Raw genomic sequence first — 25,681 nt, 5'->3', positions numbered from 1 at the left:
CCATTCCGAATGCGAAGATGCATTACCGGTGCATTCGAGGACCGAAGAAATAGGTGGGGCGGCGGGCCCGCATCCTAGTGTCGAGGGTGTGCATGCGCCGAGAAGTGAATTCCGGTTTGGCCTTGGCAGAGCCTATTTCCTTGACCATACTCTAGGTTGTGGTGGGGGAGATGGTGTAATGCAGCTCGTATTCTTTTTGGCTTGGCTTGCAATCGCAATTGCACAGTTATCCGCAGGGATGGAGGGGGTGCATCTTTACTTCGGCTTGGGCGGGTTTCTGAGTTTTCTGCTGTTCGTGGTGTCTTACGCAGTCCCTGTAGTTGGCTCGCTGTTGGCGGCCATAGCCGTCTACTACGGCGCACACGTGGGGTGGGATTGGGAATGGTGGCAAGCGTTTGCGCTTGCCGCGCCGGGCGTGGTGCTTTGGCTGATCGCAATGGCGCTGGGCGGCATCGGATCGGTTGTTGAAGGACGCCGTTGATGGAAAGGGTGCCGAGGGCCCTCTCGGTGGTGGCTATCGCCTTGCTTCTGATCGCGACGGCGAAGCTGCCCTACGGCTACTATACTTTTCTGAGGGTCGCGATTTGCGGATTCAGCGCTGTCGTCGCTTTCTTCGCTTTCACTGGCGGCGCCAGCCGATGGGGTGTCGCCTTTGCCTTTCTCGCGATCCTCTTCAATCCGCTCGCTCCAATCTATCTCGATAGGCAGACCTGGTTCTGGCTCGACATTGGATCTGCCGCCCTTATCGCGGCACATCTTGGCCTGGCTGTCCTCAGCAAGACGAAAAGCAGCTAGTTAGCTTTCTACGGCACTTTCGAGCCAGCTAACGCTGGCTGTAGCAAGGGTTGTAGATAGAACAGCTTAGGTTGAAATTTGTGAATGATTTCAAGTAATTATGTGACTAAGGACACCCCTTCCGCCCGCGCCGAAGCATCAATCGCCTCCGCTCCTCGGGCTACCTCCTAAAAAAAGCATCAGCTTTGGCTTCGGCGGCCGCTTCCTCGGATCCTTGTGATTGAAGTGCCCGCGGGTCGGGATCGGGATCGAAAATCGCTTGCAGAGCTGCCGGAGTGAAAACTCGGACACGCCTAGCTCCGCGGCCGCACGGATCATCGTCTTGCTCCACACAAGGTCGCGGAGCTTTGCGCGGCTGATCTTGACCTGCGTGCCGCGGATCCGGACATCGATATCTCGGGTCTTGGGCGGTCGTTTGACGCCGTGCTTCCGCTCGAAGGCTTTCGTGGCCTTGTCTTCCATCCTAGATCGGTTTCGCGCTAGGCGCTCGGGATAGGGATATGGAAACGGCGCGCACGCGTTCTTCAGTTTGTAATACCGCCGGGCCCAGGATTGCTGCTCTTTGTCGTCGAACGGATAGAAGGGCAGGTCGACGGCGCGAGCCCATGGGGCGCCGGCCGGCATATAAGCCGGCTGCTGTAGGTCGAAGTCCCACCAGAGGGCCTCAGAGAGCCTCGTACGCTGGTTCTGAGCGGCCAGTTGGTTGATCGTCTCAGCGCAATATCGGGGCTCACCTGATGGGGCGCCGGCAACCGGCGCGATGATGCCGATGTTGAGGAGCTCTTCGAGTTCGTAGCCTCTCAGCTGGAGCCGCTCGAGGACCTCGCGCTCATCGTATAGAGAAGGGGCGGTCATCGCGCTCCGGCCCCCACGGTAACGCGTGTCCATCGGATCGAGCGTTGCGCAAAACTCGTGTTGAAATAGCCCTTCGGCGGGGTCGGCACGTCGTAGAGTTTGCAAATGCGCATGAGCACATGCTTCTTGAGGCGAAGGCGAGCTGCCACCTCCGCCAACGGTGCATTCCAAACACGCAGGCCGAGCTCAGCTCGAGAGATGCCGGTGCACTTGATGACTTCTTCGTTCTGAAGAGCAGCTAGCCGATCGATCATGAGCTGGGCGTAGGCCGCGGCGAGCATCGCCTTCTTGATCTCAGGAGAGGGTTCGTGAGGTACGTTGCTCGCGGCCGCAGGCATTGCATCCCACGGCAATGGGTGTTGCGCCTGGTCACCAGCGCCAACGGCCTCGGAAGGTGACGAGGCGCGGCCGTCGGGTCCCTGCGTGAATATGGCCGTGACTTCGAGGACTTCCTGTTCGTTGCGCATGTTTTGCTCTCCGTGAACCCCCGGAGGCTTCTGGGATCACCGAAACTGCGGTCGGTCAACGGTGCGAGTTTGTCGGCTTTAACGACTGTACGAGAAGATGCTTTTTGGCACATGTTTCTCCCGCGCGTGTCGTGCGTTGTCTGGTCGACCCTTCTCGCAAAACTCGGCAAGCGATTGTGCGTCACTCCGAATCGGTTGGTCTGCTGCGGATGAGCTATCGATTTTGTGCGTTTTGGCGATTTCCCCCGCGCGACTTTGGCGCCTCGGGTCGAAAATGGCGCGTCGTCGTCCGCCGTCCGGGCTATGTTGCGATGGGGATCGTTGAGAGTGTAACTTCTCGGGCCGAGACGCGGGGTTCGGCCCTTGTCGATCGGCTGAGGCGAGAACAAGTCATCGCTTAAGTCGGCGGCTGAGCTCGGATGCCGGCGGCGGTCATTGCGTGTAACATCTTCTCTCGTCCAAAAAGGTTGAATGGCTTCGCTTCGCTCTCCTCGATCATAGCTTGCGCCTGCAGTCTCATAAACTCGTCAGCGTACTCTCGCCCTTGGAGTTGAGCGATCATGTTGTACTGACGATTGAGCTTGGCGACGAGGCGATCGCCCGACCAACGAACGATAGCTTGCTGGGTGGTGACCATCCAATAAGCGAGGCACAACGCGGCACTGGCGACGATGAAGGAGAAGACGGTCGGAGTCATCCAAGCCAGCGGCCGGCCCGGAGCGCCGAATGCCGAAGCAGTCAGATAGGCCGCTTGCGGCCACCAGAGCAGGGCGATCGCGAGAACGATCCCGAGCAGCGCGACTGCCGTGGCGAATCCCAGAGTAAAGACGGTGTAGAATTGGCCGCGGGGCATGTGGAAACCTCCGTTCTGGAGCTCAACGCCAGATTGCCGTAGCTGGACTGCCGCTGCAAGCCCGTCACAAGGCTGCTCAATCGAGGTAGGAGGGCCGTTGGACGCGTTGTACGGCGACGAGGGCCTGTTGCACCGCGCGCTCCCGACGCGCCGCCAGGCGGGCCGCCGCCGTCGGTTTCTTCACGGGCACCTTCGGTCGCTTCTTCCGGACCTTCTTGACCGGGACTGGAATGCCCGGCGCGTGGTGGAGCTCGCAGCGCTTGTTCAGCTGTCCTTTGCGGACCCGGGTCTTAGTCGACAGCGCTCGGAAGACTCGCTTGCAGCCGGGCTCGGCACAAACTGACTGATAGCGGATCATTTCGACGTAGCGGCCGTCGCGGCACCAGTGGTCCTTGAGGCTGAGGATTTGGTATTGCCGGCCTCGGGACTTGAAGATGCGGCCAGGGGAAAAGCGGTTCACGGATGTCTCCCGTTATTGTGGGCGAATGCCGGCGACGTGGGCGGGCGCAAGAGCCGGAAGGGGGCCCTCGACTTTGGTGGAGCGGCCAGCGGTGGAGGTGTCAGCGGTGTCAGCGGATTCCGCCCAAACGGGCCAAGGGGTAAATAGAGGGAGGAGGGGGTAAAAAGCCTTGGTGTATCCGCGCGCGCAAGTGACACCGCTGACACCCACACCGCTGGCGAGGTCTTCAAGGCGTCATTCCCGTCAGCGCTGTCAGCGCTTCGAGGCCTGCGCCGCCCGCCGTGTTAAGCGGCATATCGGGAAGCGATAGCGCTGACAGCGTTGACACCCGCTGACACCGCTGACGGGCTCGCGCCATCATGCCGAGCCTCCTTGGGCGGCCCGCCGACCGGCTGCCGCCACCGCAATTTCACCGCGGACGGCATCGCGGCGTTCAGTTTCGGCCCGCCTAATATCCTCGAAACGCCCGTCGTAGACTCCCGGATTGATCCGCCAGCTGGGTGGATCGGAGTTTGCCATTCGAATCCACCCGTCGGCCTCGAGGCGGCCCATCACCGTCAGCAGTTGCTTCCGGTTTCGCCCCAGGCTGCGCGGCCGTGCTCTGGCGACTTCCCTAGCGGTTATCCGCTCTAAGTCCCGAGTGAGAATATAGCCCGCGATCCACCGGGCTTCGTGATCGTGGCCGGCACCATCGAGAACGGTCGTGTGGATGAACAGCGCGTGCGCGTAAAGAAACTCTTCGACGTATCGTCGAGCTTTCCTGGCGGTGTCGGCCGAGATCAGCTCATCGGGCGGTGTTTCCAGCGCTTCCGCGATGATGGCCCATTCGATGAGATGAAACACTAACGCGTAGCGGCCGAACTCGGCGTCCGCCTTGGCCAACCAAGTCTTTAGACCTGAAGGGACATCGGGGCGGGCCATCTCGCGCAACTTGAATGCCTTGATAGCCCACAGTTCGTCCGCGGCTCGCCGGTCGAAGCGATAGGTCGCCTCTTCAAGGCCAGCAAGCGCCAATGCGACACGGGGAATAGCTGCCTCGATGGCGGGAACCTCGGGATTGTCTTCGCCCAGCCCGAGCTGGCGGATGGCGATCAGGGCGAAACGTTGGAGCAGACCGTCGGTTGCGAGGTCGGGTGCAAGCCTGGCGATGAGGTCGTCTTGGATGCCTCCAATGATCGAGACCGCCAAACTTGGCGCCTCGACAGAACCCCGACCTTGTCGATCCACGCGGTAGGGAGCGCCTTCCTTCGCCTCGAGCCAGAGCGCCCGGTCTTTGGAGCCCTTCGACCGATAGGCGTCCATGCCGCCCAACCATCCCGACAGTTCGTCGGAATACTGGATCAACGGTGCCACTTCGGGCGTCTCGGCGAGGCGAGTGACAATCGCCTCCGTAGTGCTGTCGTTCGAGATTTTCGACCGAGCCTTGGGCGGTGATGGTTTAACGATGACGTCTGCTGGATGCTGATCATGCGGCGGCGTCTCTTCCGCTTTTCTCTTCCCTGACTTCTGAGCCGAAAAGGCGAATTCCGCCCGATCGTACTCGGACAATTCCCTGGCAAACGCCGCCGACCAGCGTTTATTGACCGGATTGGCAAAAGCGAGCGCAGCCTTCACCGCGGCCGATTTGGCTGAGCCCGGGTCACCGACAAGCGCAGTCCACAGCACGCAGAGCACCGACCAGGAGCTCCGGTTTTGATACATTTGCAGCCGATTGGTCGCAGGGATCAACGAACCCACCACGGCGACAGCGGCAGCGGTAATCGCATCGGCGTTCACGCCCAGTGATCGTGCCCGATCTTTTCCGAAGGCGTTCAGGAAGGGCGGTACGATGCCGTCGAGCATGTCTGCAGGGGGCTTTTCCTGCTTCCACAGATCAACCGGCTCATCCCATTTGCCGGCGGGCTGCGATCGCGAGTCCACTTCGATGGGCTCGAATTCCACTTCGGCGCACGCAATGCCGGGCGGATCCTGGCCGTACGTGTAAGCGTTTGAGACCCGCGTTTCGACATGTTCGTAACTTTTGCCTTCGGCGCCGGGCCAATGGCTCACGATCAACTCTAGGCATTTTTCCTGGCTGATGCCGAGATCTCGAACGCGGCACGCTACTGCATAAGTGCCATGGGCCGGCGCGCTACAAGCGAGGTACGAAGTCGCGCGCTCGATATTGGCCGGCTGATCCAACTCGACCAATGGAATGGCTCGGTCGAGGGCCTTTCGCTCGCGAGGACGGCCGCAAGCGGTGGCCCATGCCTCGGGAAGGGCAGCGAATTCTTCGCCCCCCACCAATGCATACTCTTTGCCGTCGACAGTGCTGCCGCCGCCGACAACATAGCCGCCGACCCCTCGAACATCGATGCCTGGACCGAGCCTCGAATTGCTGTTGCCCAACTGCCAGGGCGCAACAAAATAGCGGTGCTCGCCGCCCGAGGCGGTTTGGAAGGTCATTGTCGAGGGGAGCTTGCCCAGTTGCTCCTCGAGTTCGGCGAGCGCTTGCTTCCCCGGCTTCCCGTCCTTGACGTCGACATCGATAACGACAAGGAAGCCGTTCAAGAAAGGAAGGCCAGTACGCAAGCCCACATTGCACACGCGATAGCTGCCGGCCCATAGCTTCTTTACGCGATCGGTATCGTGTGTCGCCAGGTCCTTCCAACTATCCTCGAAGACCGGTGTTTTCCGATTGGGTGACAGCGGGAATACGTCGAATCCCAGCTCGGCAAGACCGAGCGCGATGTCGAGCTTCGGTAGTAGGTTGGCAAGGATGGTTCGTTGTTTCGTAACGGTATTTGTGCTATTCATTTCTCAGGTTTTCAGTTGTCTGGCCCCGTTCGACCTGGCAGTCGGCGGGGCCATTCTTTTGGCGCCCGCGGGGACCGTTGCTGTATTGGCCTCTCATTGTCTGGTGTTTGGAAATGCTTGGCCGGTGAGAGCGCGCTGGTGCGCGCCGATGATCAGGCGGCCGCGGCTTCCGACGTCGATTTGCGCCGACGGCTCCACATCCATGCGTCCAAATCGACTACGTCGTACAGTACGCGCCCAGGGACGGGATTGAGAAACTCGGGTCCGCCGCCTTTGACCCGCAAACGTTCAAGCGTCGCTTTCGATAAGCGAACGTGGCGTGCGGCTTCGACTGTGGTGAGAAATTGAGACATGACATGTTCCTTGGATGAGGGCGGTTGCCTCGGTTCAAGCCGTCTATCCAAGGAATGAGAGAAACAACGCGCTGCCCGAAGCGCGGCACCTTGGCTTGAACACTAAAATGCTATCGCAGATCGTCAGGAAGTCAACGGCAGCACGCAGTGGCCGGCTGCCGTTGTATTTGCCTCCACCTGAATCGCTATAGCCTGCTTGATTTAGCTGGCTATAGCCGCTTCCTGCCGCTCGACAGAGACGACGTTGTCGCGATCAAAGACGATTTCAGGCCTACCAAAACTCGGTTTGACGCCGATGATATTGCGGAGCTCCGTTTCCAAGATGATCGCCACCCGGCGCTTCTCTGGCAGCATGTCGTATTTGTCGTAGGTCGCGGTGACATCGCCCTCCAGATGGTCGAGCAACGCTTTGACGTCCTCCCGCTTGGAGCCACCGCGGCGGGCGATCGTCGCGGCGGTGCGCCTGAGATCGTGCGGCGTGAAGTGCGCCAGGCCGAGATGCTCGCGTATGCCCTGGCGCGCTGGGCGCTTACCTTTTGCCGGCCGACCGTTCAATGCAGCCGATAAGGCATCCCTAGTGATAGGCAAGAGCGGCCCCGGCTCCGACTGGCAGTTGTTGGCTTCTTCATTGGCGGCTGGACCGGGAGCCGTAGACCAGGAACTGAATACGGCGCCTTGGTCGTCCCGCGCGATCGCCTCTCGAACGCAAGCGACAGCCAAAGCGTTCAACGGGACAATCACTTCGCGGCGCTTCTTCACCCGATGTTTCGGGATATGGTATTGCGGATCCTCGCCGTTTAACCCCACCAATTCCGGAATCAGCAGGCCCGCAGACTGGCCGGGCCGGAGCATGGTGGCCAAGATGAAGCGAAGGGCGAGGGCGATCGAGCGGCCGGCTGGCAACCCCGGATCTTCCAATCCCCACCACAGCGTTTTGATCTCCTGGTCTGTCAGCACGCGTTCGCGGGGCGCCTCCTGATATCGCCGGCGCATGTCCGCCACCGGATTGACTGGCACATGTTTGCGCCCCGGCTCCTTTGCCCACGAAAACAGGGTGTGGAGAATGGATTGCGTCCGGTTCGCTCCGACCGGCGCCGTGGTGCCAATCTCCTCGAGCAGCTCGGCCACGTCGTCGTCGGTGATTTCGGAGGCGATTCGACGCTTCCATTTCGTCCGGGGCTTTTTCAGGTAGCCTTCGTCATTCTTCCAGCTCGATTTCCGCACCTTGGCGTATTGGTCCAAGTAGAGCTGGGCGAGCTCATCGAACGTCAGCCGGTCCCGCTTTGGCCGATTCGCGCGCTTCTCGGCGGCGGGATCTGTGCCGTTGGCTATGTTCCCGAGCAGGATCTTGGCTTGCGTTCGGGCAACCTCCGGCGCCAGCTTGCCGACGGCAGCCACCGTATAGCGCCGCACAGGCGCTGTGCGGCCGGTTCCCGCTCTATAGACAATGATGAACGACTTGGCGCCGGTGGGACGGACCCGTACCCCGAAGCCGGGTAGCTTGGAGTCCCATACCGTGTACTCGGACGCCTGCTTTTCCAGACCGTCGACCAAGGTCTTTGTGATGGTTTGACCGCTCATTTGCCCTCCGGGAAGCACGGGGGAAGCACCGCGGCGCCAATCACAGCAGGCGTGGGATAGCGGTAGGTTATGGTCTGGCGGTTTTTCCTCGCTGGCTTAGGGCCCTTGATGGCGCCCGAGGGCGGGTGAGGGATTAGCTGATATGTTTTGGGTACTGCAGGTCGTTGGTTCGAATCCAGCTGCCCCGACCAGTCCCGGGATTGAATCCCTTTCATTTTCCTCGCGATTTTGACCCCGCCTGCGTCCCGCTGCGACCAAGCATGGTCCGGGCGCCGGATCCATCCGCGCAACATGTGCCGGCCGTGCGCCCCTTTGCGTCGGCTCCGGGCGATCCGGCCCTGGGGGACGCAGACTCAGCGCCTGCTTTGCCCGCCCGCCGCGTTGAAGGAGAGGGCGCGCAATCGGCGGCGCCCAATATTCCGTTCAGGCGAGGTCTTCATGTCGATCAGTGCGATTGCATCGGCCAGTGCGGCGGTAACGGCGTCCCCATCGACCGCCACAACGCAGGCTGCCACGGCATCCCCGACGTCGGCGGCATCCTCGACGTCAGCGACGTCAGCGACGCCGGAATCGTCGTCCTCGCAATCGGCAGGCGGCAGCGCGGGATCGGGCGGCGGCGGCTCGGCCAAGACCATCGTCAGCGAGGTCTCGATCACCGTCAACGGCCTCACCACCACGACGATCACCTATTCCGACGGCACCACCGAGGTGCAGACCTCGGCGAGCGCACAAGGTAGCCAGGGCGCTCAGGCGGGACAGACCTACACCGCGCAAGGCGAGCTACAAGCCAATGGCCAGGCGGCATCAGGCACCGGCGGCTGATGAAGGCCGGTCAGAATGACCAAAGCGTCATCGAACCTTCCCGGCGTCGCCGTAGACATATCCGTGTTGGGGATTTCAGCGCCCAACGTCTAAACGGACGCCGCCAAGCGATGATATTCCGCTTGCGCGGCGTTGCGCTTTTCAGACCGAATTCTTGTCGGATCCGGCCGGTCAGCCCGAGGCGTACCAGCCGGCGGGAAACGGCACGAACGGCCAGATGATCTGGTTGTCGTTGGCGGCTTTCGGCGGCTCCGGGGCAGGCATCTCCGCGGCCTGCGCCGAGCGCAGCACGACGCGCAAGCATGCATATTGCAAATTCATCGTGGTCGCCCCCGCCCGTCAATGATCTTCAAACGTCCAACCTGTTTCAAAGTTCGACGTCAGCTCAAAAATTCACCTGCGCGTAAGCCCCGCGCTCGCTCTCAAATCACGTGCATTCTAGAAGAGCCGACTGCGGCATTCAACCGATCGCACAGCTTCATCCCAAGAAGTAAGGTTGATTGGTGAGGTTAAAGGCGAGCGGTTGTTGCGCCCGTTCGTCTGGCTGATATCAGATCGATCCCGGCTCGCGATGAGCGCCTTCCATCCGTGCGACACAAGATCACGGCCCGTCGCGGCGCGCGCATCAGGTGAGTTCTGCGCCAACGAGTTCTGTCCAATGTCCTTCGATCGCAACCTCAAGACCGCCGGTCCGCAGTCGAGCTGGAGCGAGATCTGGCACCTCTGGACCGTGATCGTGCCCCGCCGCTCGATCAATGGGCAGCTCGTGTACGGCAAGGTCTGGCGCCGCCATGACGGCCGCGATTGGATCTACAAGAAATTCACCGAGTTCGACGGCGAGGAAGCGGCCTGAAGCGCGGTGAGCCTGGAATGATCGGTCATCCCGCCCAAGGTTCGTGCTGAGGCCGTTCGGCCCGATTGCCGCTCGCCTCTCAGCCTATCCCCGTGCCTGCACGCGCGGCAGCGGCAGTTTGAAGTGACGTTTCGCATAGGCGATGATTTCGGCGTCCGAGGGATGATCGGCCGCTTCCACCGCGGCAATCCGCTTGGCGATATCGGGAGCGTTGGTGCGAATGTAGCTTGCAAGCTCCGTCTTCGCGCTGGCCGGACCGATGATGAGGATCTCACCGGCATCGGCGAGGGCTTTGCTCACGTCAGTGTAGAACGCCTTGTCAGGGGCGGCATGGCCGCTGCCGACGGCGTTGGCCTTGTGATGAAGCTGACGCGTCGCCAGGTGCGGATGCAGCGTGATTTCGTCGGAGCCGCTCAGGCCGAGGTGGAAGATCCTGGCTTGCGAATGGTCGATCCATACCACGGCGTGAAAATGAGAGGGCATGTGCTTTGGCCTTGTCCGAGGGGAGGCCGCCGACATCGGAGCGGCGGCGCGTGTCGTGACGACATTATGCCGGCCGGCGCAGCCCCCGGTTGACCCAGGTCAATCGATCGGCCCAAGCCTTCAGGGTGACCGCGCGCTCCGCAAACGGCGCGCCCCGAACGGCAAGGCGTTCCTGGCTCAGGCCGCCTACGCCGCGCTTGCCGCCGGCTTGGGCGGCGGCGGCTTCAGCGGCTTGTCCTGTTTCTTCGACCACGAGATGTAATAGGCCACCGTCGTCATGATCGCGATGCCGGCGACGCTGACGAAGATCTGCGCCAGCAGCGAGCCCGAGCTCATCGACAGCTCGAAATGGCCGACGAAGGACAGGAACACGCCGACGCAGAACACGGCGAGCGATTGCTGGCCGCAGACGATCAGGGGATCGAACACCTTCCATTCGAGCCCCGGCCATTCCTTCGGCACGAAGCGGATCACCAGGATCACGATCACGACGAAGTGGATGAAGCGGTAGGGCGCGAGGTTGGTCTTGTCGTTCGGGTTGAAGGCCGAGAACAGCCATTCCGGGAACATGCCGCCGAATGCGGGGAAGCGGCCCGCCATGGTCATGATCAGGGCGAACAAGAGATAGCCGAGACAGAGATAGAGCGTGATCGGCGCGTTGATCAGCGTCATCGAGCGCCGCGCGCCGCCCATCGCACACCAGGCGCCGAACACGAACAGCACCTGCCAGCAATACGGGTTGAAGTACCACTGGCCGGCCGGATAGGCGTTCAGATTCCAGCCGAAGTGGCGCGCCGTCAGCCACAGCACGATCGACAGCACCATCGTCACATCGGGCTTGCGCAGCATGAACCACAGTACCGGCGGAAACAGGCCCATCAGCACGATGTAGAGCGGCAGCACGTCGAGATTGAGCGGCTTGAAGCGGAGGAACAGGCCCTGGCGCAGGGTCTCGGTGGCGTTGTCGACGAGACCGGCGACGTTGAACTCGTTGATCATCTCGGAATCGCCAAAGCGCAGCGCCAGATAGCTGATCGAGGCGATATAGATCACGAACAGGATGATGTGGGCGACGTAGAGCTGCCAGACCCGCTTGGTGAGCCGGGTGGCGCCGACGATGAAGCCGCGGTCCAGCATCATCCGCGCGTAGACGAAGGAGGCGGTGTAGCCGGAGATGAAGACGAACAAATCGGCGGCGTCGGAAAAGCCGTAATTGCGCGTCGTGATCCAGTTCACGACGTTGTCGGGGATGTGGTCGAGGAAGATCGCCCAGTTCGCGACGCCGCGAAACAGGTCGAGCCGGAGGTCACGGCCCTTGTCGGGGAGCGTGGCGTTGATGTTCAGGAAGGCCATGCGAGGGGAGCTCTCGAAGGGGGCGGACAGGCTGAGGGCGGGGAGATATTGCCGCCGGGCGGGATCCCGGCGCGGAAGGCGGGTACGCAATTGTCACGGTGCAGCATAATGACTATACCGTCGCAGAGGCCACGGGGGCCGGAATCAGCAAGCAGTTCCCAACCGGTGTCTCTATACTATCCCTGAGGTTTGCACCAACTGCCACCCTGACGCATCGAAATCGAACGAAAGACGAAACGAGGCCGGACCACCCATGACCGCACGCATTTTCAAGCCCGCCAAGAACGCGATGCAATCCGGCCGGTCCAAGACCAAGGAATGGCAGCTCGACTACGAGCCGGAGCAGCCGCGCGCGGTCGAGCCGCTGATGGGCTGGACCTCGTCGGGCGACATGAAGCAGCAGATCACGCTGCGCTTCCACAGCAAGGAGGAGGCGATCGCCTATTGCGAGCGCAAGGGCATCGCCTACCAGGTCATCGAGCCGAAGGAATCGGTACGGCGCCCGGTTGCCTACGCCGACAATTTCTCGTTCCGCCGCGGCGAGCCCTGGACGCACTGAGGGGGGCTGCGCAGGCGCCCCTCGCTGACGCGTGAAAGGCCCGTAGGGCCGAAATCCCGGTTCGCGATGACGCGGGGAAATCGTCAGCTCCGGTAAGTAGCCTGGTCGCGGTCTGACGGCCGACCATGCGGCCGGTCTCATTCTCGAGAGAAATAGCACCCCGACAGCCGATACCTGCTGCCGACCCGAGGGATCTCTTGCGATTTAAGGACCGATTGGTCTATATATGAGCAATGAGGTCCCGAACCCCAGCGCAATTGCCCCGTGGCCGGCCACGAAGTTTCGACGTGGAAGCCGCTGTGGAACGCGCGATGGGCGTGTTCTGGTCGCGCGGCTATCACGCGACGGCGCTTCCGGATCTTCTTCGTGCGACGAAGCTGTCGCGTGGCAGCCTCTACGCCGCTTTCGGTGACAAGCACTCGCTCTTCCTGCGTGCGCTTGATCGCTACATCGCCGATGCCCTGACACGAATGGATATCGAGTTCGATCCCCACAACGAGCCGGTCGATGGCCTGCGGGCCTACCTTGCCGGCTATGTTGACCGCACGAGCGGTGCCAATGGCCGGCGCGGATGCCTGCTCGTGGCCACGGCCATGGAATTGGCCGGCCAGGATGCTGAAGTTGGTCGTCGCGTCGCGGGCTTTTTCAAAGCCATGGAGGCCAGGGTGGCGGATGCACTTTCCCGTGCGAAGGCGGCGGGCAAGTTGGCGGATGGTGTCGAGCCTTCAAGTGCGGCCCGAATCCTCGTCTGTTTCGTCGAGGGGCTGCGCGTGGTCGGCAAGACGGCGCCGGCACGGATCACGTCGCAAGCCACCGTCGAGGCTCTTCTCGATCGCTTCATCAAATGAATGATCCATGGCGTGGCTCCGTTACTGGCACGCCAATATCTGGACTGATCGGTCTTTAAAGGAGAAGTGCCATGTCTGCCATCCAGATCATCTGCGCGGTGGCCGTTCCCTTGCTCTGGGGTTACCAGTTCGTGGCGATCAAGGCGGGCGTCACGGAGTTTCCGCCGCTATTCTTCCTCGCACTGCGCTTCCTGGCCATCGCGCTGTTGCTTGTCCCATTCGTCAAGAGGCCCACACGTGCGCAGGTCGTCCCGGTCGCAGCCATTTCGATCTTCCTTGGCGGCCTGAACTTCGGGCTGTTCTATGTTGGCCTTGGGCTCGGCTCGGGAAGCATGTCGGCCGTCGCATATCAACTCGCCACGCCCTTCACGGTCCTGCTGGCCTGGCCGCTGCTCGCGGAGAGGCCGTCCGTCACCACGTCCGCCGGAGTGGTCCTTGCATGTGTCGGCGTGGTCGTGTTGGCCGCGGAGCCCGGCCCATCGGCAAACATCCTTCCGCTGCTGCTTGTGATCGGGGCGGCCTTCGCATTCGCGGTGTCAAACGTCTTGACGAAGCGCTACGGCCCTTTTGATCCGTTGATGTTGATGGGGTGGTCGTCACTGCTCACGGTGCCGCAGGTCATGTTGATGTCGCTGCTCATTGAACATGGTCAAATGGCAAGCCTTGTCACGGCGGATAGACGCGGTTGGCTGGCACTCGCCTACACGATTTTCATCGGAGGAATTGTCGGGTTCGGCCTTTGGTTCTGGCTGATCGCCCGTTGCTCCATGAACCGTGTCGCCCCCTTCGGTCTGCTGCTTCCGGTGTTCGCCTTGATTTCGAGCGTGTTGTTCCTTGGCGACCGCATGACCCCAAGGTTGATCGTCGGCGGACTGCTCGCAATCTCCGGAGTCGCCATGACACAAGTCAGGCCGAGCGCTCGACCAACTTGAATCCCAGTCCTGTTTCAGCTGTGACATCGGCCGCGCAACATAATTGGCCAGGATTCCTTTTCCGGCCCTTGGCATCGATTCCGCCGCGTGCTTCGCTGGCCGGCATGACGGGAGCGTGCGAGGTGGGGTATGGCCGGGCGTGACCAGCTCGACAGCGTCGATCTGAGGATACTCTCCGAGCTGCAACAGGACGGGCGGGTTCGCAACAACGAGCTGGCGCTGCGCGTCGGGGTGTCCGCGCCGAACTGCCTGCGACGGTTGAAATCGCTGTTCAGCCGCGGAGTGATCAGGGCGGTGCGGGCCGTCCTCGACGAGCGGCGGATCGGCTATGAGGTGGTCTCGTTCGTCTCGATCCAGCTCGGCAGCCAGGCGCAGCCGGTGCTGGAGGCGTTCGAGAGTTCGATCGCCGCGATCCCGCGCATCCAGCAGTGCTGGCGGATTTCCGGCGACACCGACTATCTCCTGAAATGCGTGGCACCGAGCGTCGAGAGCATGCGCCAGCAGCTGCTGCATTTCGCGGCCATGCCCGACGTGAAGAACGTCCGCAGCTTCCCGGTGCTGGGTGTTGCCAAGGACGTGCCGCTGCCGTTGCAGGACGTCGCGGCAGCGTCCTCTTAGCGATACCGTCCTCGAAACTCGCGGGGGCTCGCACCGGTCCAGGTGCGGAAAGCGCGGGAAAAGCTCTTCTCGTTGCGGAAGCCCGCGATCTCCGCGATCCGCTTGATCGGCGTGCGGCCCCGCATCAGCTCCTGCTTTGCCAATTCGAATTTCGCCTCTTCCTTGAGGTCGCGCAGGGAGGTGGCCTCCTCGCGCAGGCGGCGATGCATGGTGCGGGTGGACAGCGCAAGCTCGCTCGCGACGTCCTCGGCGCCGAGACTGCGTCCGCGCGCATTGCGCAGCACGCGGCGGACACGCTCGACCAGCAACCGGTCGCGCCGATAGGGCAGCACGGTCAGCCTGAGCGCGCCCTTGAGCATGTTGTCGAGATCGACGGCGCTGCGCGTGAGCGGAAGCGAGAGATAATGCTTGTCGAAGACGATGCGGGCGCGATCGGCATCGAAGCGGATGTTCCGGCAAAAGATGGTCGGATAGACCGAGACATGGCCGGGCTCGGTGTGCGGGAATTCGGCCGCGCGGAGCGCGATCCTGGAATCGACGGCCCAGCAGGAGAAGCCGAGCACGTAGCGGAGCAGCGTGACCAGGCAGAATTCGCGCAAAGCGCCGAGATCGCGCAGCTCCCGGATCGAGACCTCCGCGGTCTCCTCGCCGACCTCGAGATCGAGCAGCACGTCCTCGGTGAGCAGGCGGTGATGCCGGCACCAGCGCTTGAGCGCGACCTCCAGCGTCGGCGCCGTGATCGAGGCGCGGCACAGCATGCCGTAGGTGCCGAAGGGCAGCCGCCGCGAGAACCAGCCGAGCGCCTCGTCGTCGAGCTCGCGCATGGCATGGCCCGCCAGGGCCTCGAACTGGGCGGCCGTGATCCGCCCGTCCGGAGAATTGACAAGGTCTGGCGCGACCTGACTCCGGCTTAGCGCCTCCGCCGGATCGCGGCCGTATCTGGCATAAGCGGCAACCACGCCACGGACGAAGGCGGCCGGAGTGACGGCGCGGCGCGGAACCGCAGTTGCGGCTTGAAAGGGCATGAGGAAAATCCTCGCCAAGTTTGGCGGAAAATGCAACCTTTTCGACCGCAAGAGGGCCCTGACCCCGCTAGGTTCGGTGCCCAAAACACGGAGGAATCGCCTTGAACATCCCGAGCATCGATTTCGACCTGGGCGAAGACATCAGCCTGCTGCGCGACACGCTGCGCGCCTTCGTGGAGGCGGAGATCACCCCCCGCGCCGCCGAGATCGAGAAGGCCAATCTGTTTCCGGCGGACCTCTGGAAGCGCCTCGGCGACCTCGGCCTGCTCGGCATGACCGCGCCGGAGCAATATGGCGGCTCCAACATGGGCTATCTCGCCCACATCGTGGCGATGGAAGAGATTTCGCGCGGCTCGGCCGCCGTCGGGCTGTCCTATGGCGCCCATTCCAACCTCTGCGTCAACCAGATCCGCCGCAACGGCAACGACGCGCAGCGCCAGCGCTATCTGCCGAAGCTGATCTCCGGCGAATATGTCGGCGCGCTCGCGATGTCCGAGCCGGGCGCCGGCTCCGACGTGGTCTCGATGAAGCTGCGCGCCGACAAGCGCGGCGACCGCTACGTGCTCAACGGCTCGAAAATGTGGATCACCAATGGCGGTGATGCCGACGTGCTGGTGGTCTACGCCAAGACCGATCCGGAGGCCGGCCCGCGCGGCATGACGGCTTTCCTCGTCGAGAAAGGTTTCAAAGGCTTCAGCCACGGCCAGCATCTCGACAAGCTCGGCATGCGTGGCTCCAACACCTATCCCTTGTTCTTCGACGAATGCGAGGTGCCGGAGGAGAACGTGATGGGCAAGGTCGGCGAGGGCGTCAAGGTGCTGATGTCCGGCCTCGACTATGAGCGCGCGGTGCTGTCGGGCGGTCCGCTCGGCATCATGGCAGCCTGCATGGACGCGGTGGTGCCTTACATGCACGAGCGCAAGCAGTTCGGTCAGCCGATCGGCGATTTCCAGCTGATGCAGGGCAAGCTCGCCGACATGTATGCGACCTGGCAAGCCACGCGCGCCTATGTCTATGCCGTGGGGCGCGCTTGCGACCGCGGCGATCACGCGCGCAGCTTGCGCAAGGACGCGGCTGCCGCGATCCTCTATTCGGCGGAGAAGGCGACGTGGATGGCCGGCGAGGCGATCCAGGCGCTCGGCGGCGTCGGCTACACCAGCGAGTTCCCCGTGGGGCGTCTCTGGCGTGACGCAAAGCTCTACGAGATCGGCGCGGGGACGTCCGAAGTCCGCCGCATGCTGATCGGCCGCGAGCTGATGGCCGAGACGGCCTAAAACCTTCACCCAATTGGAATCAAAATGCCGCTTCATTCCAGCATCGATCCGTCTTCGTCAGATTTTGCACGCAATGCCGAGTCCATGCGCGCCCTCGTTGCCGACTTGCGTGAAAAGCTCAGCCAGGTCGCCGGGGGCGGCGGCGAGGTCTCGCGCAACCGCCACACCGCGCGCGGCAAGATGCTGGCGCGCCAGCGCGTCGACCTGCTGGTCGATCCCGGCACCTCGTTCCTGGAGCTGTCGCCGCTCGCTGCCTACGGTCTCTACGGCGGGGATGTGCATTCGGCGAGCGTCGTCACCGGGGTGGGGCGCGTCGCGGGTCGCGAATGCGTCATCGTCGCCAACGACGCCACCATCAAGGGCGGCACATATTATCCCATGACCGTGAAGAAGCATCTGCGTGCGCAGGACATCGCGCGGCAGAACAATCTTCCTTGCGTCTACATGGTCGATTCCGGCGGCGCCTTCCTGCCGCTGCAGGACGAGATCTTCCCCGACGAGCGGCACTTCGGCCGCATCTTCTACAATCAGGCGCAGATGTCCTCGCAGGGCATACCCCAGATCGCGATCGTGATGGGCTCCTGCACCGCCGGCGGCGCCTATGTTCCGGCGATGTCGGACGAGAGCATCATCGTGCGCAATCAAGGCACCATCTTCCTCGGCGGCCCGCCGCTGGTGAAGGCTGCGACCGGCGAGGTGGTCAGCGCCGAGGAACTCGGCGGCGCCGACGTGCATTCGCGCCAGTCGGGCGTCACCGACCACTATGCTCAGAACGATGCCCATGCGATCGGGATCGCGCGCCGCATCGTCGGCACGCTGAAACCGCCGGTGCGGCCGAATCTCAACATGCACAAGCCGCGCGATCCGCTGTTCCCCGCGGAGGAGATTTACGGCGTGGTGCCCGTCGACGGCCGCAAGCCGTTCGACGTGCGCGACATCATCGCGCGCGTGGTTGATGGTTCCGAGTTCGACGAATTCAAGAAGCTCTACGGCACGACGCTGGTGTGCGGCTTCGCCCATATCTGGGGCTATCCGGTCGGCATCATCGCCAACAACGGGATTCTCTTCAGCGAGAGCTCGCTGAAGGGGGCGCATTTCATCGAGCTGTGCTGCCAGCGCGGGATTCCGCTGGTGTTTTTGCAGAACATCACCGGCTTCATGGTGGGCAAGAAATACGAGGCCGGCGGCATCGCGCGCGACGGCGCCAAGCTGGTGACGGCGGTGGCGACCGCCTCGGTGCCGAAATTCACCGTGGTGATCGGCGGCTCGTACGGCGCCGGCAATTACGGCATGTGCGGCCGCGCCTACTCGCCGCGTTTCCTCTGGATGTGGCCGAACGCGCGCATCTCGGTGATGGGCGGGGAGCAGGCCTCGATGGTGCTGAGCCAGGTCCGCCGCGACAACATCGAGGCCAAGGGCGACAGCTGGTCGAAGGAAGAAGAAGACAAATTCCGCGAGCCCATCCGCGCGCAATATGAGAGCCAGGGGCACCCCTATTACGCGACCGCGCGCCTGTGGGACGATGGCGTGATCGACCCGGCCGACACCCGCCTCGTGCTCGGGCTCGGCCTCTCGGCGGCGTCGAATGCGCCGATCGAGCCGACGAAATTCGGCCTGTTCAGGATGTGATGCGATGGACCGCTCAAAGCTCTACCGGCGTTTTCGCGCGCTCCTGATTGCGAACCGCGGCGAGATCGCCTGCCGCGTCATCCGCACGGCGCGCACGATGGGCCTGCGCACCGTCGCGGTCTATTCGGAGGCCGACCGCGACGCGATGCATGTCGCGCTCGCGGATGAAGCCGTGCTGCTCGGGCCCGCGCGCGCCCGCGACAGCTATCTCAATGTCGAGCGGCTGATCGAAGCCGCGCGCAAGACCGGCGCCGAGGCCGTGCACCCCGGCTACGGCTTCCTGTCCGAGAATGCCGAGTTCGCGCAGGCCTGCTTCGACGCAGGGCTGGTCTTCGTCGGCCCGACCGCCGAGATGATGAATGCGATGGGCTCGAAATCAGGCTCGAAAGCGCTGATGGAAAAGGCCGGCGTGCCGCTGGTGCCCGGCTATCACGGCGAAGCCCAGGACGAGGCGACGCTTGCGAAGGCCGCGGACAAGATCGGCTTCCCCATTCTGGTGAAGGCGTCCGCCGGCGGCGGTGGCCGCGGCATGCGGATCGTGCGTTCGGCTGGCGAGCTTGCGCCTGCGATCGTCAGCGCCAAGCGCGAGGCCAAGGCCGCGTTCGGTGACGATCTCATGCTGATCGAAAAATATGTCGACAATCCCCGGCATATCGAAGTGCAGGTGATCGGCGACAGTCACGGCAATCTGTTGTCGTTGTTCGAGCGCGAATGCACGCTGCAGCGCCGGCACCAGAAGGTGATCGAGGAGGCGCCGTCGCCGGCCCTCAATGCCGCCCAGCGCGAGACCGTCTGCGCCGCCGCGCGAAAAGCGGCCGGCGCGGTGAACTATGTCGGCGCCGGCACCATCGAATTCGTGTCCGACGGCAAGGACGTGTTCTTTATCGAGATGAACACGCGCCTGCAGGTCGAGCATCCCGTGACCGAGCTGATCACCGGGATCGATCTCGTCGAGTGGCAGCTCCGCGTCGCCTTCGGCGAGGCGCTGCCGCTCAAGCAGGACGAGATCAAGCTCAACGGCCACGCCGTCGAGGCGCGCGTCTATGCGGAGAACCCAACCAGGAATTTCATGCCGTCGGTCGGCAGGATCTCGACCTGGCGGTTGCCAGCGGAAGCCGGAGGCTTGCGAATCGACGCCGGCTATCGCGAAGGTGATGCGGTCTCGCCGTATTACGACGCCATGCTCGCCAAAATGATCGCATGGGCGCCGACGCGGGATGTCGCGGTCGAGCGGCTCAATCGGGGACTGGAAGAGTCCGACGTCCGCGGCATCGTGACGAACATCCCGTTCCTGTCGGCGCTGATGACGCATCCGAAGGTACGGACCAATGCGATCGACACCGGCTTCATCGAGCGCGAGCTGGCGGTTCTGACACAGGCTGCGCCGGCACCCGGCGAGCTCGAGCTTTGCGCCGCGGTGGCTGCGATCCTCAATGACGAGCGACAGGCCGCAGGTGCGCAGGCGAGTTCGCCCTGGCAGACCTTCGGCTGGCAGCCGGTCGGCCGCCGCCAGCGCTGCTTTGCCTTCCGTGTCGGGCACGGGCCGGAGCAGAGGATCACGCTGAATTACGGGAGTGGCCCCTCGACGCTCATGATCGGCGAGCGCGAGCTGGCGTTCACGACCACGGCGAAGGAAGGCGGCTTCGACTTGACGCTCGACGGCGTCAAATCGTCCGTCGCGGCCGTGATCGACGGCCATGAGCTTTACTTGCGCACGCGTAACGGCCGGTTCGACCTCCACTGGGTCGATCCGTTCGGCGGCGAGAGCGAGGAGCAGGCCGGCGAGGACAAGATCGCGGCGCCGCTGCCGGGCACGGTCGTCGCCGTGCTCGCCGAGGAGGGGGCGAAGCTCGAGAAGGGCGCGCCGATCCTCACCCTCGAGGTCATGAAGATGGAGCAGACGCTGCGCGCCCCCTTTGCCGGCGTGTTGAAGGCGATCAGGTGCAAGGTCGGCGACATCGTCCAGGAGGGCGTCGAGCTCGCCGTGGTCGAGCCTTCCGGAGAGTGACATGAGCGATCCCGTCCGCATCATCGAAATGGGGCCGCGCGACGGGCTCCAGAACGAGAAGACGCCCGTCAGCGTCGAGGCCCGCATTGCTTTCATCGAGGCGCTGGTCGCGGCCGGCCTCGATACGGTCGAAGTCGGCGCCTTCGTCTCGCCCAAGGCGATCCCGCAGATGGCAAGCTCGGACGCCGTGCTGCGCGGCGTTGCCCACCTGACCGGCGCTGAATTCCAAGTGCTGGTCCCGAACGAGAAGGGCTATGACGCCGCGCGTGCCGCCGGCGCCAAGGTCGTCTCGGTGTTTGCGGCAGCCTCGGAGGGCTTTTCGCGCGCCAACATCAATTGCACGGTCGCGGAGTCCATCGAGCGCTTCAAGCCGGTGCTGGCGCGCGCCAAGGCCGATGGCGTGAAGGTGCGCGGCTATATCTCCTGCGTGCTCGGCTGCCCGTTTGACGGTGAGATCAAGCCCAAGGCCGTCGCCGATCTCGCGAGCACGTTGTGGGAGCTCGGCTGCTACGAGATCTCGCTCGGCGACACCATCGGCGTCGGCACGCCAACCCGGGCCAAGGAGATGCTGCGCGCGGTCAGCGCCAGCATCCCTCCCGCCAGGCTCGCGATGCATTTCCACGACACCTACGGCCAGGCGCTCGCCAATCTCTATGCAGGGATGGAGGAGGGCGTCCGCGTCATCGACAGCGCCGCCGGCGGCCTCGGCGGCTGCCCCTATGCGCCGGGTGCGACCGGAAACGTCGCGACCGAGGACGTCGTCTACATGCTCGAGGGCATGGGGATCAGGACCGGCGTCGATATGGACAAGCTGCTCGCAGCCACCAACGCGATGAGCGGCGTGCTGGACAAGCCGCCCGTGAGCCGCGTAGCGTCCGCGCTGAACGCGAAGAGGAAGCGGGCAGCTTCGTAGTTCTCCGTCATTGCGAGCGTAGCGAAGCAATCCAGGATCCCTCCGCGGAAATACTCTGGATTGCTTCGTCGCAAGTGCTCCTCGCAATGACGGCTGAGAGAGCTATCGTCGCTCTTGTAGGGTGGGCAAAGGCGCGTAGCGCCGTGCCCACCATCTCTCCATGATCGAGCCAGATGGTGGGCACGCTTTCGCTTTGCCCACCCTACGAGATCTGCGCTCAGGCCGCCTTGAGCCCGACATCGGGCAGGCGCGGCCGGTTCTTCAGCGCTTTGGCCATCATGGCCTCGACCTCGGCCTTCTCATGCGGCAGCAGCGCGAGACGCGGCGGGCGCGTCAGCGCGGTGCCGCGGCCCATGATGTGCTCGCACAACTTGATGCACTGGACGAGGTCCGGCCGGGCGTCGAGATGCAAGAGCGGCATGAACCATTCGTAGAGCGGCATCGCCTCGGCGAAGCGGCCGGCCTTGGCGAGCCGGAACAGCGTCTCGCCTTCGCGCGGGAAGGCGTTCGACATGCCCGAGACCCAGCCCACGGCGCCCATGGCGACGCTCTCGACGATGACGTCGTCGAGGCCCGCGAACAGCACGAAGCGGTCACCGACCATATTGCGGGTGTCGATGAAGCGCCGCGTGTCGCCGGAGGAGTCCTTGAAGCAGACCACGGTCTCGACATCGGCGAGCGAGGCCAGGATGTCCGGGGTGACGTCGTTCTTGTAGATCGGCGGATTGTTGTAGAGCATGACCGGCAGATCGGTGGCGCTGGCGACGGCGCGGAAATGCGCGGCGGTCTCGTGCGGCTTGGACGAATAGACCAGCGCCGGCATCACCATCACGCCGTCGATGCCGATGCGTGCGGCTTCTTTCGCGGTCTCGACCGCAAAGGCCGTGGTGAATTCGGCGATGCCGCACAGCACCGGCACCCGGCCATTCGCGACCGACTTCGCCGCTTCCATGATCGCGATCTTTTCCTTGCGCTCGAGCGAGGTGTTCTCACCGACCGAACCGCAGACGATCAGGCCGGAGACGCCGTCGCGGATCAGCCCGTCCATGACCTTGGCGGTCGCGTCGATATTGAGCGACAGATCGGCGTTGAACTGCGTGGTGACGGCCGGGAAGACGCCTTCCCAGGAGATGCGTGGGCTCATTGCTTGGCTCCGATTGGAATTGTGCCGGCGGATCGTTCGATCCGCCGGGCATTAACGTGAGGACGATGGGTGGGGATCAGAGCGTCGCGCCGACCTTGCGCAGCTCGGCGAGGACGGGGGCTTTCGGCAACCAGATCTTGTCGAACTCGGCGATGACGGCCTCGGTGTCCTTGGCGTCGACCTGGCGCATCGGGATCGGCGCGTTCTTGAAGTTCTGGATCAGCGCGGGCTCGTTGCCGGCGAGCTCGTCGATCTGCGCGTCCAGCGTCGTCTTGATCGTCTTGGTGATCAGCTCGCGATCGGCCGCGGGAAGCGACTGCCAGACCCGCCCGGAGACGACCGCCGCCATCGGCATGAAGACGGCGTTCATCTGCAGGATGACCTTGGACACCTTGTCGAAGCGCTGATTCCAGGAGAATTCGAGATCGGCCTCGAGGCCGTCGACCTGGCCGTTGGCCATGGCATCGAACACCTGTGGCGTCGGGATCGGCGTCGGGGCGGCGCCCAGCGAAGAATAGAAATCGCGATAGACCGGCGTTGGATTGATGCGCAGCTTCATGCCCTTGATGTCGGCGAGCGCGTGCAGATCCTTGGACGAGAACACGGCGCGCATGCCGGTGATGCCCCAGCCGAGCCCGATCGTTCCGGTTTCCTGCGGCAGCACGTCGAACAGCTTCACCGCCGCCGGATGCCGCACGAACTTTGCGACTGAAGGCGTCGAGCGAACAATGTAGGGCGCGTTGATCGCGGCGATGTGCGGCACGCGCGAGCCGAGCTCGGCGGCCTGGATGAACCCCATGTCGAGTGCGCCGGACTGCAATTGCTGCATCATCGCGGTCTCGTTGCCGAGCTGGCCGGAGTGGAACACGGTCAATGTCAGGCGGCCGTTGGTCGCGGACTTGAGATCCTCGCCGAATTTGAGCGCGGCCTTGTTCCAGGAATGGCCGTTGGGCGTGATCAGGCCGAGGCGGAATTCCTTGGCTTGGGCGAGCGCCAGCGATGGGGCAAACACCGAGGCGGCGGCACTGGCGGCGAGAAAGCGGCGGCGTGAAAGCGACATGGTCGGGCTCCTTTCGGATAGAACTATTTGACGAGGATCAGCGAGAGCGAGGGATAGAGCGAGAGCAGCACCAGGAGGACGCAGGAGATGACGAAGAAGGGCAGCGTCACCATGAACATCTTGCCGGGCTTGGCGCCGGTGACGGCGGCCGCGACGAAGAAGCAGAGCCCGACCGGCGGCGACAGCAGGCCGAGCACCAGGTTGATCACCACCACGACGCCGAACTGCCGGGGGTCGATGTGATAGATTTCGGTTGCCACGGGCAGCAGGATCGGCACGGTCATGATCAGGCCGGGAATGCCGTCGATCACCGTGCCGATCACCAGCAGGATCACGTTGCAGATCAGCATGAAGCTGACCGGGTCTTTGGCCACAGTCTGGATCCAGGCGGCGGTCTCCTGCGGCACCTTGCCGAAGATCAGGACCCAGGAGAACACGGCGGCGGCCGCCACCAGGAACAGCACGATCGCCGAATAGATGGCGCTGCGCAGCATCATCTGCGGCAGCTGGGAGAACTGGAACTCCCTGGTCCAGAACTTTCCAACCAGTGCCGCGGCAACCGCGCCGACGGCCGCGGATTCTGTCGCGTTGGCGAGGCCGCCGAGAATGGTGCCGACGATGACGATCGGGATCAGCAGCGTCGGCGAGGTCCGCAGGATCGTCATGACGCGCTGGCGCGGCGTCTGGTAGTCCGCGCGGGGATAGTTGTAGACGTACCCCATCAGCGCGATGACGAGGCAGAACATCACGGTGAGAATGACGCCCGGCACGATGCCGGCGATCAGCATGTCGCTGACCGAGACCTGCGCGAGCACGCTGTAGACCACGAACATCACCGACGGCGGGATGATCGGGCCGAGCATGCCGCCATAGGCGGTCAGCCCCGCTGCGAAGGTCTTGTCGTAGCCCTTCTTCTCCATCTCGGGGACCATGATCTGGGCCATGATCGCCACCTGCGCGGTGGCGGAACCCAGGATGGAGGAGATGAACATGTTGGCGAGGATGTTGACGTAGGCGAGCCCACCCTTGAGCGAGCCGACGAAGGCCATCGCCATGTCGACGATGCGCCGCGTGATGCCGCCGCCGTTCATGATCTCGCCGATCAAAATGAAGAGCGGGATGGCGATCAGGCCGTAGCTGTCGACGCCGCCGAACAGCTGCAGCGGATAGGATTGGAACAGCACGGGATTGCCGGATGCCGCGATGTAAACGAGGCCGGCAAGGCACAGGCACAGGCCGATCGGGACGCCAACCAGCATGAACGCCATGAAGGCCGCTGACGTGATCATCAGTTGACCCCGTCCAGCTCGGAGAGCTGGAAGCCCGTCAGCGGCGTGCGCGGGACCAGCTCGAGGTCTTCCAATAAATTGGCGAGACCGTGAATGGTCATCGACACCGCGAAGATCGGCAGCGTCAGATAGAGCACCCAGGTTGGCCAGTTTAGCGTCTGGGTGCGCTCGGTGTAGAGGAAGTTGAAGGTCTCGGCGGCGAGCTTGCGCCCGTCGAAGCCGGCGCGGGCAAGGCCGACCGGGTCCATCCAGAGCACGCAGGTGACGATCAGGGCGACACCGAACACGACCACGAGGCCGGTCGAGATCACCTTGGCGATCTTCTGGTGCTGCGGCGATAGCCGCTCCGTCAGCATCGTGACCGCGAAGTCGAGCCGCAGCCTCGTCATCGCGGACGCCCCGATGAAGGTCAGCCAGACCACGCAATAGACCGCAGATTCATCGATCCAGTAGATCGGGAAATGCGAGTAACGGGTGACCACGTTCACCAGGATCAGTCCGGTGAGCAGGTACATCAGGCCCATCAGCGCGAGGCGCTCGACCGCGAGCAGGCCGCCCGACAGCCGGACGATCGTACGCCGGAGGCTGAGCGCGCGCGTGGCCGGCACGGTCTGCTCGATCATGAAAGAGGCCCCAAATCCCGAAGAATTGTCGTGCGATTGCCAAATGTATAATTTATACATTTTGGGAGTCAAACGAAGTTTGCGGTCA

General features: G+C 63.4%; 27 protein-coding genes. 12 read left to right on the top strand and 15 right to left on the bottom strand.

What is annotated here, in order from left to right; translation table 11 throughout:
- Positions 1 to 178 precede the first annotated feature (178 nt).
- Both D6B98_RS15145 and D6B98_RS15140 read left to right on the top strand, forming a co-directional pair.
- Positions 179 to 481 (top strand): hypothetical protein, encoded by a 303-nt coding sequence (locus D6B98_RS15145; protein ID WP_126257773.1) that lies wholly within the window; start codon positions 179 to 181, stop codon positions 479 to 481.
- Positions 481 to 795, top strand: coding sequence for a DUF6804 family protein (locus D6B98_RS15140; protein ID WP_126257772.1), 315 nt, complete (start codon positions 481 to 483; stop codon positions 793 to 795). Before D6B98_RS15145 ends, D6B98_RS15140 begins: the two co-directional genes overlap by 1 nt.
- Positions 796 to 933: 138 nt before the next feature.
- Here the strand turns inward: D6B98_RS15140 and D6B98_RS15135 are convergent, their stop codons facing one another.
- The 7 genes from D6B98_RS15135 to D6B98_RS15105 all read right to left on the bottom strand — a co-directional run bounded on the left by D6B98_RS15135 (position 934) and on the right by D6B98_RS15105 (position 8,160).
- Entirely contained in the window at positions 934 to 1,650 is a 717-nt protein-coding gene (locus D6B98_RS15135) for a BPTI domain-containing protein (protein WP_126257771.1), read from the bottom strand.
- Positions 1,647 to 2,117 carry a hypothetical protein gene (locus D6B98_RS15130; RefSeq protein ID WP_126257770.1) on the bottom strand — a complete coding sequence of 157 codons (471 nt, stop codon included), beginning with the start codon at positions 2,115 to 2,117 and terminating at the stop codon, positions 1,647 to 1,649. The genes D6B98_RS15135 and D6B98_RS15130 overlap by 4 nt, the downstream gene beginning before the upstream one ends.
- Before the next feature lie 397 nt (positions 2,118 to 2,514).
- Positions 2,515 to 2,970, bottom strand: coding sequence for a hypothetical protein (locus tag D6B98_RS15125; protein ID WP_126257769.1), 456 nt, complete (start codon positions 2,968 to 2,970; stop codon positions 2,515 to 2,517).
- Positions 2,971 to 3,046: 76 nt separating this feature from the next.
- Entirely contained in the window at positions 3,047 to 3,430 is a 384-nt protein-coding gene (locus tag D6B98_RS15120) for a hypothetical protein (protein ID WP_126257768.1), read from the bottom strand.
- Between the two features lie 357 nt (positions 3,431 to 3,787).
- Positions 3,788 to 6,226 (bottom strand): DUF3987 domain-containing protein, encoded by a 2,439-nt coding sequence (locus D6B98_RS15115; RefSeq protein ID WP_126257767.1) that lies wholly within the window; start codon positions 6,224 to 6,226, stop codon positions 3,788 to 3,790.
- A gap of 152 nt (positions 6,227 to 6,378) precedes the next feature.
- The gene (locus D6B98_RS15110) at positions 6,379 to 6,579 is read right to left on the bottom strand and encodes a helix-turn-helix transcriptional regulator (RefSeq protein WP_126257766.1); all 201 of its coding nucleotides are present in this window, start codon (positions 6,577 to 6,579) and stop codon (positions 6,379 to 6,381) included.
- 201 nt (positions 6,580 to 6,780) lie between these two features.
- Positions 6,781 to 8,160 carry a tyrosine-type recombinase/integrase gene (locus tag D6B98_RS15105; protein ID WP_126257765.1) on the bottom strand — a complete coding sequence of 460 codons (1,380 nt, stop codon included), beginning with the start codon at positions 8,158 to 8,160 and terminating at the stop codon, positions 6,781 to 6,783.
- Positions 8,161 to 8,598: 438 nt separating this feature from the next.
- On the opposite strand from D6B98_RS15105, the gene D6B98_RS15100 reads away from it, so the two are divergent.
- A complete protein-coding gene (locus D6B98_RS15100; protein ID WP_126257764.1) occupies positions 8,599 to 8,982 on the top strand; it encodes a hypothetical protein in 384 nt (127 codons plus the stop codon).
- A gap of 171 nt (positions 8,983 to 9,153) precedes the next feature.
- On the opposite strand, the gene D6B98_RS39870 is transcribed toward D6B98_RS15100, so the two are convergent.
- Positions 9,154 to 9,303 carry a hypothetical protein gene (locus D6B98_RS39870; protein ID WP_164718616.1) on the bottom strand — a complete coding sequence of 50 codons (150 nt, stop codon included), beginning with the start codon at positions 9,301 to 9,303 and terminating at the stop codon, positions 9,154 to 9,156.
- 337 nt (positions 9,304 to 9,640) lie between these two features.
- Here D6B98_RS39870 and D6B98_RS15095 point away from each other — a divergent pair, with 337 nt between their 5' ends.
- On the top strand, positions 9,641 to 9,835 hold the full coding sequence (locus D6B98_RS15095; RefSeq protein WP_126257763.1) for a hypothetical protein: 195 nt from the start codon (positions 9,641 to 9,643) through the stop codon (positions 9,833 to 9,835).
- A gap of 84 nt (positions 9,836 to 9,919) precedes the next feature.
- Here the strand turns inward: D6B98_RS15095 and D6B98_RS15090 are convergent, their stop codons facing one another.
- Together D6B98_RS15090 and D6B98_RS15085 are read right to left on the bottom strand one after the other, a co-directional pair.
- The gene (locus D6B98_RS15090) at positions 9,920 to 10,354 is read right to left on the bottom strand and encodes a translational machinery protein (protein ID WP_245481380.1); all 435 of its coding nucleotides are present in this window, start codon (positions 10,352 to 10,354) and stop codon (positions 9,920 to 9,922) included.
- A 150-nt stretch (positions 10,355 to 10,504) separates the two neighbouring features.
- Positions 10,505 to 11,671, bottom strand: a complete 1,167-nt coding sequence (locus D6B98_RS15085) for an OpgC domain-containing protein (RefSeq protein ID WP_126257762.1) — start codon at positions 11,669 to 11,671, stop codon at positions 10,505 to 10,507.
- A gap of 253 nt (positions 11,672 to 11,924) precedes the next feature.
- On the opposite strand from D6B98_RS15085, the gene D6B98_RS15080 reads away from it, so the two are divergent.
- The 4 genes from D6B98_RS15080 to D6B98_RS15065 all read left to right on the top strand — a co-directional run bounded on the left by D6B98_RS15080 (position 11,925) and on the right by D6B98_RS15065 (position 14,628).
- The gene (locus D6B98_RS15080) at positions 11,925 to 12,230 is read left to right on the top strand and encodes an ETC complex I subunit (protein WP_126257761.1); all 306 of its coding nucleotides are present in this window, start codon (positions 11,925 to 11,927) and stop codon (positions 12,228 to 12,230) included.
- Positions 12,231 to 12,541: 311 nt separating this feature from the next.
- Positions 12,542 to 13,078: a TetR/AcrR family transcriptional regulator gene (locus D6B98_RS15075; RefSeq protein WP_235884778.1), complete on the top strand. Its 537-nt coding sequence runs from the start codon at positions 12,542 to 12,544 to the stop codon at positions 13,076 to 13,078.
- A gap of 71 nt (positions 13,079 to 13,149) precedes the next feature.
- The gene (locus D6B98_RS15070) at positions 13,150 to 14,010 is read left to right on the top strand and encodes a DMT family transporter (protein ID WP_126257759.1); all 861 of its coding nucleotides are present in this window, start codon (positions 13,150 to 13,152) and stop codon (positions 14,008 to 14,010) included.
- A 129-nt stretch (positions 14,011 to 14,139) separates the two neighbouring features.
- The gene (locus D6B98_RS15065; RefSeq protein WP_126257758.1) at positions 14,140 to 14,628 is read left to right on the top strand and encodes an Lrp/AsnC family transcriptional regulator; all 489 of its coding nucleotides are present in this window, start codon (positions 14,140 to 14,142) and stop codon (positions 14,626 to 14,628) included.
- Here the strand turns inward: D6B98_RS15065 and D6B98_RS15060 are convergent.
- On the bottom strand, positions 14,625 to 15,653 hold the full coding sequence (locus tag D6B98_RS15060; protein WP_126257757.1) for an AraC family transcriptional regulator: 1,029 nt from the start codon (positions 15,651 to 15,653) through the stop codon (positions 14,625 to 14,627). The genes D6B98_RS15065 and D6B98_RS15060 overlap by 4 nt on opposite strands.
- A gap of 101 nt (positions 15,654 to 15,754) precedes the next feature.
- On the opposite strand from D6B98_RS15060, the gene D6B98_RS15055 reads away from it, so the two are divergent.
- The 4 genes from D6B98_RS15055 to D6B98_RS15040 are packed head-to-tail and all read left to right on the top strand — an operon-like array spanning position 15,755 to position 21,477.
- Complete coding sequence (locus tag D6B98_RS15055) at positions 15,755 to 16,927, top strand: isovaleryl-CoA dehydrogenase (protein ID WP_164718615.1); 1,173 nt, start codon at positions 15,755 to 15,757, stop codon at positions 16,925 to 16,927.
- A 24-nt stretch (positions 16,928 to 16,951) separates the two neighbouring features.
- Complete coding sequence (locus tag D6B98_RS15050; RefSeq protein ID WP_126257756.1) at positions 16,952 to 18,556, top strand: carboxyl transferase domain-containing protein; 1,605 nt, start codon at positions 16,952 to 16,954, stop codon at positions 18,554 to 18,556.
- 4 nt (positions 18,557 to 18,560) lie between these two features.
- Positions 18,561 to 20,564, top strand: coding sequence for an acetyl/propionyl/methylcrotonyl-CoA carboxylase subunit alpha (locus D6B98_RS15045; RefSeq protein ID WP_164718614.1), 2,004 nt, complete (start codon positions 18,561 to 18,563; stop codon positions 20,562 to 20,564).
- A 1-nt stretch (position 20,565) separates the two neighbouring features.
- Positions 20,566 to 21,477, top strand: coding sequence for a hydroxymethylglutaryl-CoA lyase (locus D6B98_RS15040; RefSeq protein WP_126257754.1), 912 nt, complete (start codon positions 20,566 to 20,568; stop codon positions 21,475 to 21,477).
- A 217-nt stretch (positions 21,478 to 21,694) separates the two neighbouring features.
- Here D6B98_RS15040 and D6B98_RS15035 read toward each other — a convergent pair whose 3' ends face one another.
- The 4 genes from D6B98_RS15035 to D6B98_RS15020 form a co-directional block, all read right to left on the bottom strand.
- Complete coding sequence (locus D6B98_RS15035; RefSeq protein ID WP_126257753.1) at positions 21,695 to 22,621, bottom strand: dihydrodipicolinate synthase family protein; 927 nt, start codon at positions 22,619 to 22,621, stop codon at positions 21,695 to 21,697.
- Positions 22,622 to 22,697: 76 nt separating this feature from the next.
- Complete coding sequence (locus tag D6B98_RS15030; protein ID WP_126257752.1) at positions 22,698 to 23,681, bottom strand: TRAP transporter substrate-binding protein; 984 nt, start codon at positions 23,679 to 23,681, stop codon at positions 22,698 to 22,700.
- Between the two features lie 23 nt (positions 23,682 to 23,704).
- A complete protein-coding gene (locus tag D6B98_RS15025; RefSeq protein ID WP_126257751.1) occupies positions 23,705 to 24,970 on the bottom strand; it encodes a TRAP transporter large permease in 1,266 nt (421 codons plus the stop codon).
- Positions 24,970 to 25,593 (bottom strand): TRAP transporter small permease, encoded by a 624-nt coding sequence (locus D6B98_RS15020; RefSeq protein WP_205680487.1) that lies wholly within the window; start codon positions 25,591 to 25,593, stop codon positions 24,970 to 24,972. The genes D6B98_RS15025 and D6B98_RS15020 overlap by 1 nt, the downstream gene beginning before the upstream one ends.
- Between the last annotated feature and the right edge of the window lie 88 nt (positions 25,594 to 25,681).

The organism is Bradyrhizobium sp. LVM 105 (genome assembly GCF_003957705.1).
Lineage (GTDB): Bacteria > Pseudomonadota > Alphaproteobacteria > Rhizobiales > Xanthobacteraceae > Bradyrhizobium > Bradyrhizobium frederickii.
Note: the sequence above shows the minus strand (reverse complement) of the source record. Positions and strands in the feature narration are given on the sequence as shown.

What these genes read in the sequence shown, in the direction of transcription:
- D6B98_RS15145 (WP_126257773.1), top strand. Translation starts at nt 179, where the DNA reads ATGCAGCTCGTATTCTTTTTGGCTTGGCTTGCAATCGCAATTGCACAG.
- D6B98_RS15140 (WP_126257772.1), top strand. Translation starts at nt 481, where the DNA reads ATGGAAAGGGTGCCGAGGGCCCTCTCGGTGGTGGCTATCGCCTTGCTT.
- D6B98_RS15135 (WP_126257771.1), bottom strand. Translation starts at nt 1,650, where the DNA reads ATGACCGCCCCTTCTCTATACGATGAGCGCGAGGTCCTCGAGCGGCTC.
- D6B98_RS15130 (WP_126257770.1), bottom strand. Translation starts at nt 2,117, where the DNA reads ATGCGCAACGAACAGGAAGTCCTCGAAGTCACGGCCATATTCACGCAG.
- D6B98_RS15125 (WP_126257769.1), bottom strand. Translation starts at nt 2,970, where the DNA reads ATGCCCCGCGGCCAATTCTACACCGTCTTTACTCTGGGATTCGCCACG.
- D6B98_RS15115 (WP_126257767.1), bottom strand. Translation starts at nt 6,226, where the DNA reads ATGAATAGCACAAATACCGTTACGAAACAACGAACCATCCTTGCCAAC.
- D6B98_RS15110 (WP_126257766.1), bottom strand. Translation starts at nt 6,579, where the DNA reads ATGTCTCAATTTCTCACCACAGTCGAAGCCGCACGCCACGTTCGCTTA.
- D6B98_RS15105 (WP_126257765.1), bottom strand. Translation starts at nt 8,160, where the DNA reads ATGAGCGGTCAAACCATCACAAAGACCTTGGTCGACGGTCTGGAAAAG.
- D6B98_RS15100 (WP_126257764.1), top strand. Translation starts at nt 8,599, where the DNA reads ATGTCGATCAGTGCGATTGCATCGGCCAGTGCGGCGGTAACGGCGTCC.
- D6B98_RS39870 (WP_164718616.1), bottom strand. Translation starts at nt 9,303, where the DNA reads ATGAATTTGCAATATGCATGCTTGCGCGTCGTGCTGCGCTCGGCGCAG.
- D6B98_RS15095 (WP_126257763.1), top strand. Translation starts at nt 9,641, where the DNA reads ATGTCCTTCGATCGCAACCTCAAGACCGCCGGTCCGCAGTCGAGCTGG.
- D6B98_RS15090 (WP_245481380.1), bottom strand. Translation starts at nt 10,354, where the DNA reads ATGTCGGCGGCCTCCCCTCGGACAAGGCCAAAGCACATGCCCTCTCAT.
- D6B98_RS15085 (WP_126257762.1), bottom strand. Translation starts at nt 11,671, where the DNA reads ATGGCCTTCCTGAACATCAACGCCACGCTCCCCGACAAGGGCCGTGAC.
- D6B98_RS15080 (WP_126257761.1), top strand. Translation starts at nt 11,925, where the DNA reads ATGACCGCACGCATTTTCAAGCCCGCCAAGAACGCGATGCAATCCGGC.
- D6B98_RS15075 (WP_235884778.1), top strand. Translation starts at nt 12,542, where the DNA reads ATGGGCGTGTTCTGGTCGCGCGGCTATCACGCGACGGCGCTTCCGGAT.
- D6B98_RS15070 (WP_126257759.1), top strand. Translation starts at nt 13,150, where the DNA reads ATGTCTGCCATCCAGATCATCTGCGCGGTGGCCGTTCCCTTGCTCTGG.
- D6B98_RS15065 (WP_126257758.1), top strand. Translation starts at nt 14,140, where the DNA reads ATGGCCGGGCGTGACCAGCTCGACAGCGTCGATCTGAGGATACTCTCC.
- D6B98_RS15060 (WP_126257757.1), bottom strand. Translation starts at nt 15,653, where the DNA reads ATGCCCTTTCAAGCCGCAACTGCGGTTCCGCGCCGCGCCGTCACTCCG.
- D6B98_RS15050 (WP_126257756.1), top strand. Translation starts at nt 16,952, where the DNA reads ATGCCGCTTCATTCCAGCATCGATCCGTCTTCGTCAGATTTTGCACGC.
- D6B98_RS15045 (WP_164718614.1), top strand. Translation starts at nt 18,561, where the DNA reads ATGGACCGCTCAAAGCTCTACCGGCGTTTTCGCGCGCTCCTGATTGCG.
- D6B98_RS15040 (WP_126257754.1), top strand. Translation starts at nt 20,566, where the DNA reads ATGAGCGATCCCGTCCGCATCATCGAAATGGGGCCGCGCGACGGGCTC.
- D6B98_RS15035 (WP_126257753.1), bottom strand. Translation starts at nt 22,621, where the DNA reads ATGAGCCCACGCATCTCCTGGGAAGGCGTCTTCCCGGCCGTCACCACG.
- D6B98_RS15030 (WP_126257752.1), bottom strand. Translation starts at nt 23,681, where the DNA reads ATGTCGCTTTCACGCCGCCGCTTTCTCGCCGCCAGTGCCGCCGCCTCG.
- D6B98_RS15025 (WP_126257751.1), bottom strand. Translation starts at nt 24,970, where the DNA reads ATGATCACGTCAGCGGCCTTCATGGCGTTCATGCTGGTTGGCGTCCCG.
- D6B98_RS15020 (WP_205680487.1), bottom strand. Translation starts at nt 25,593, where the DNA reads ATGATCGAGCAGACCGTGCCGGCCACGCGCGCGCTCAGCCTCCGGCGT.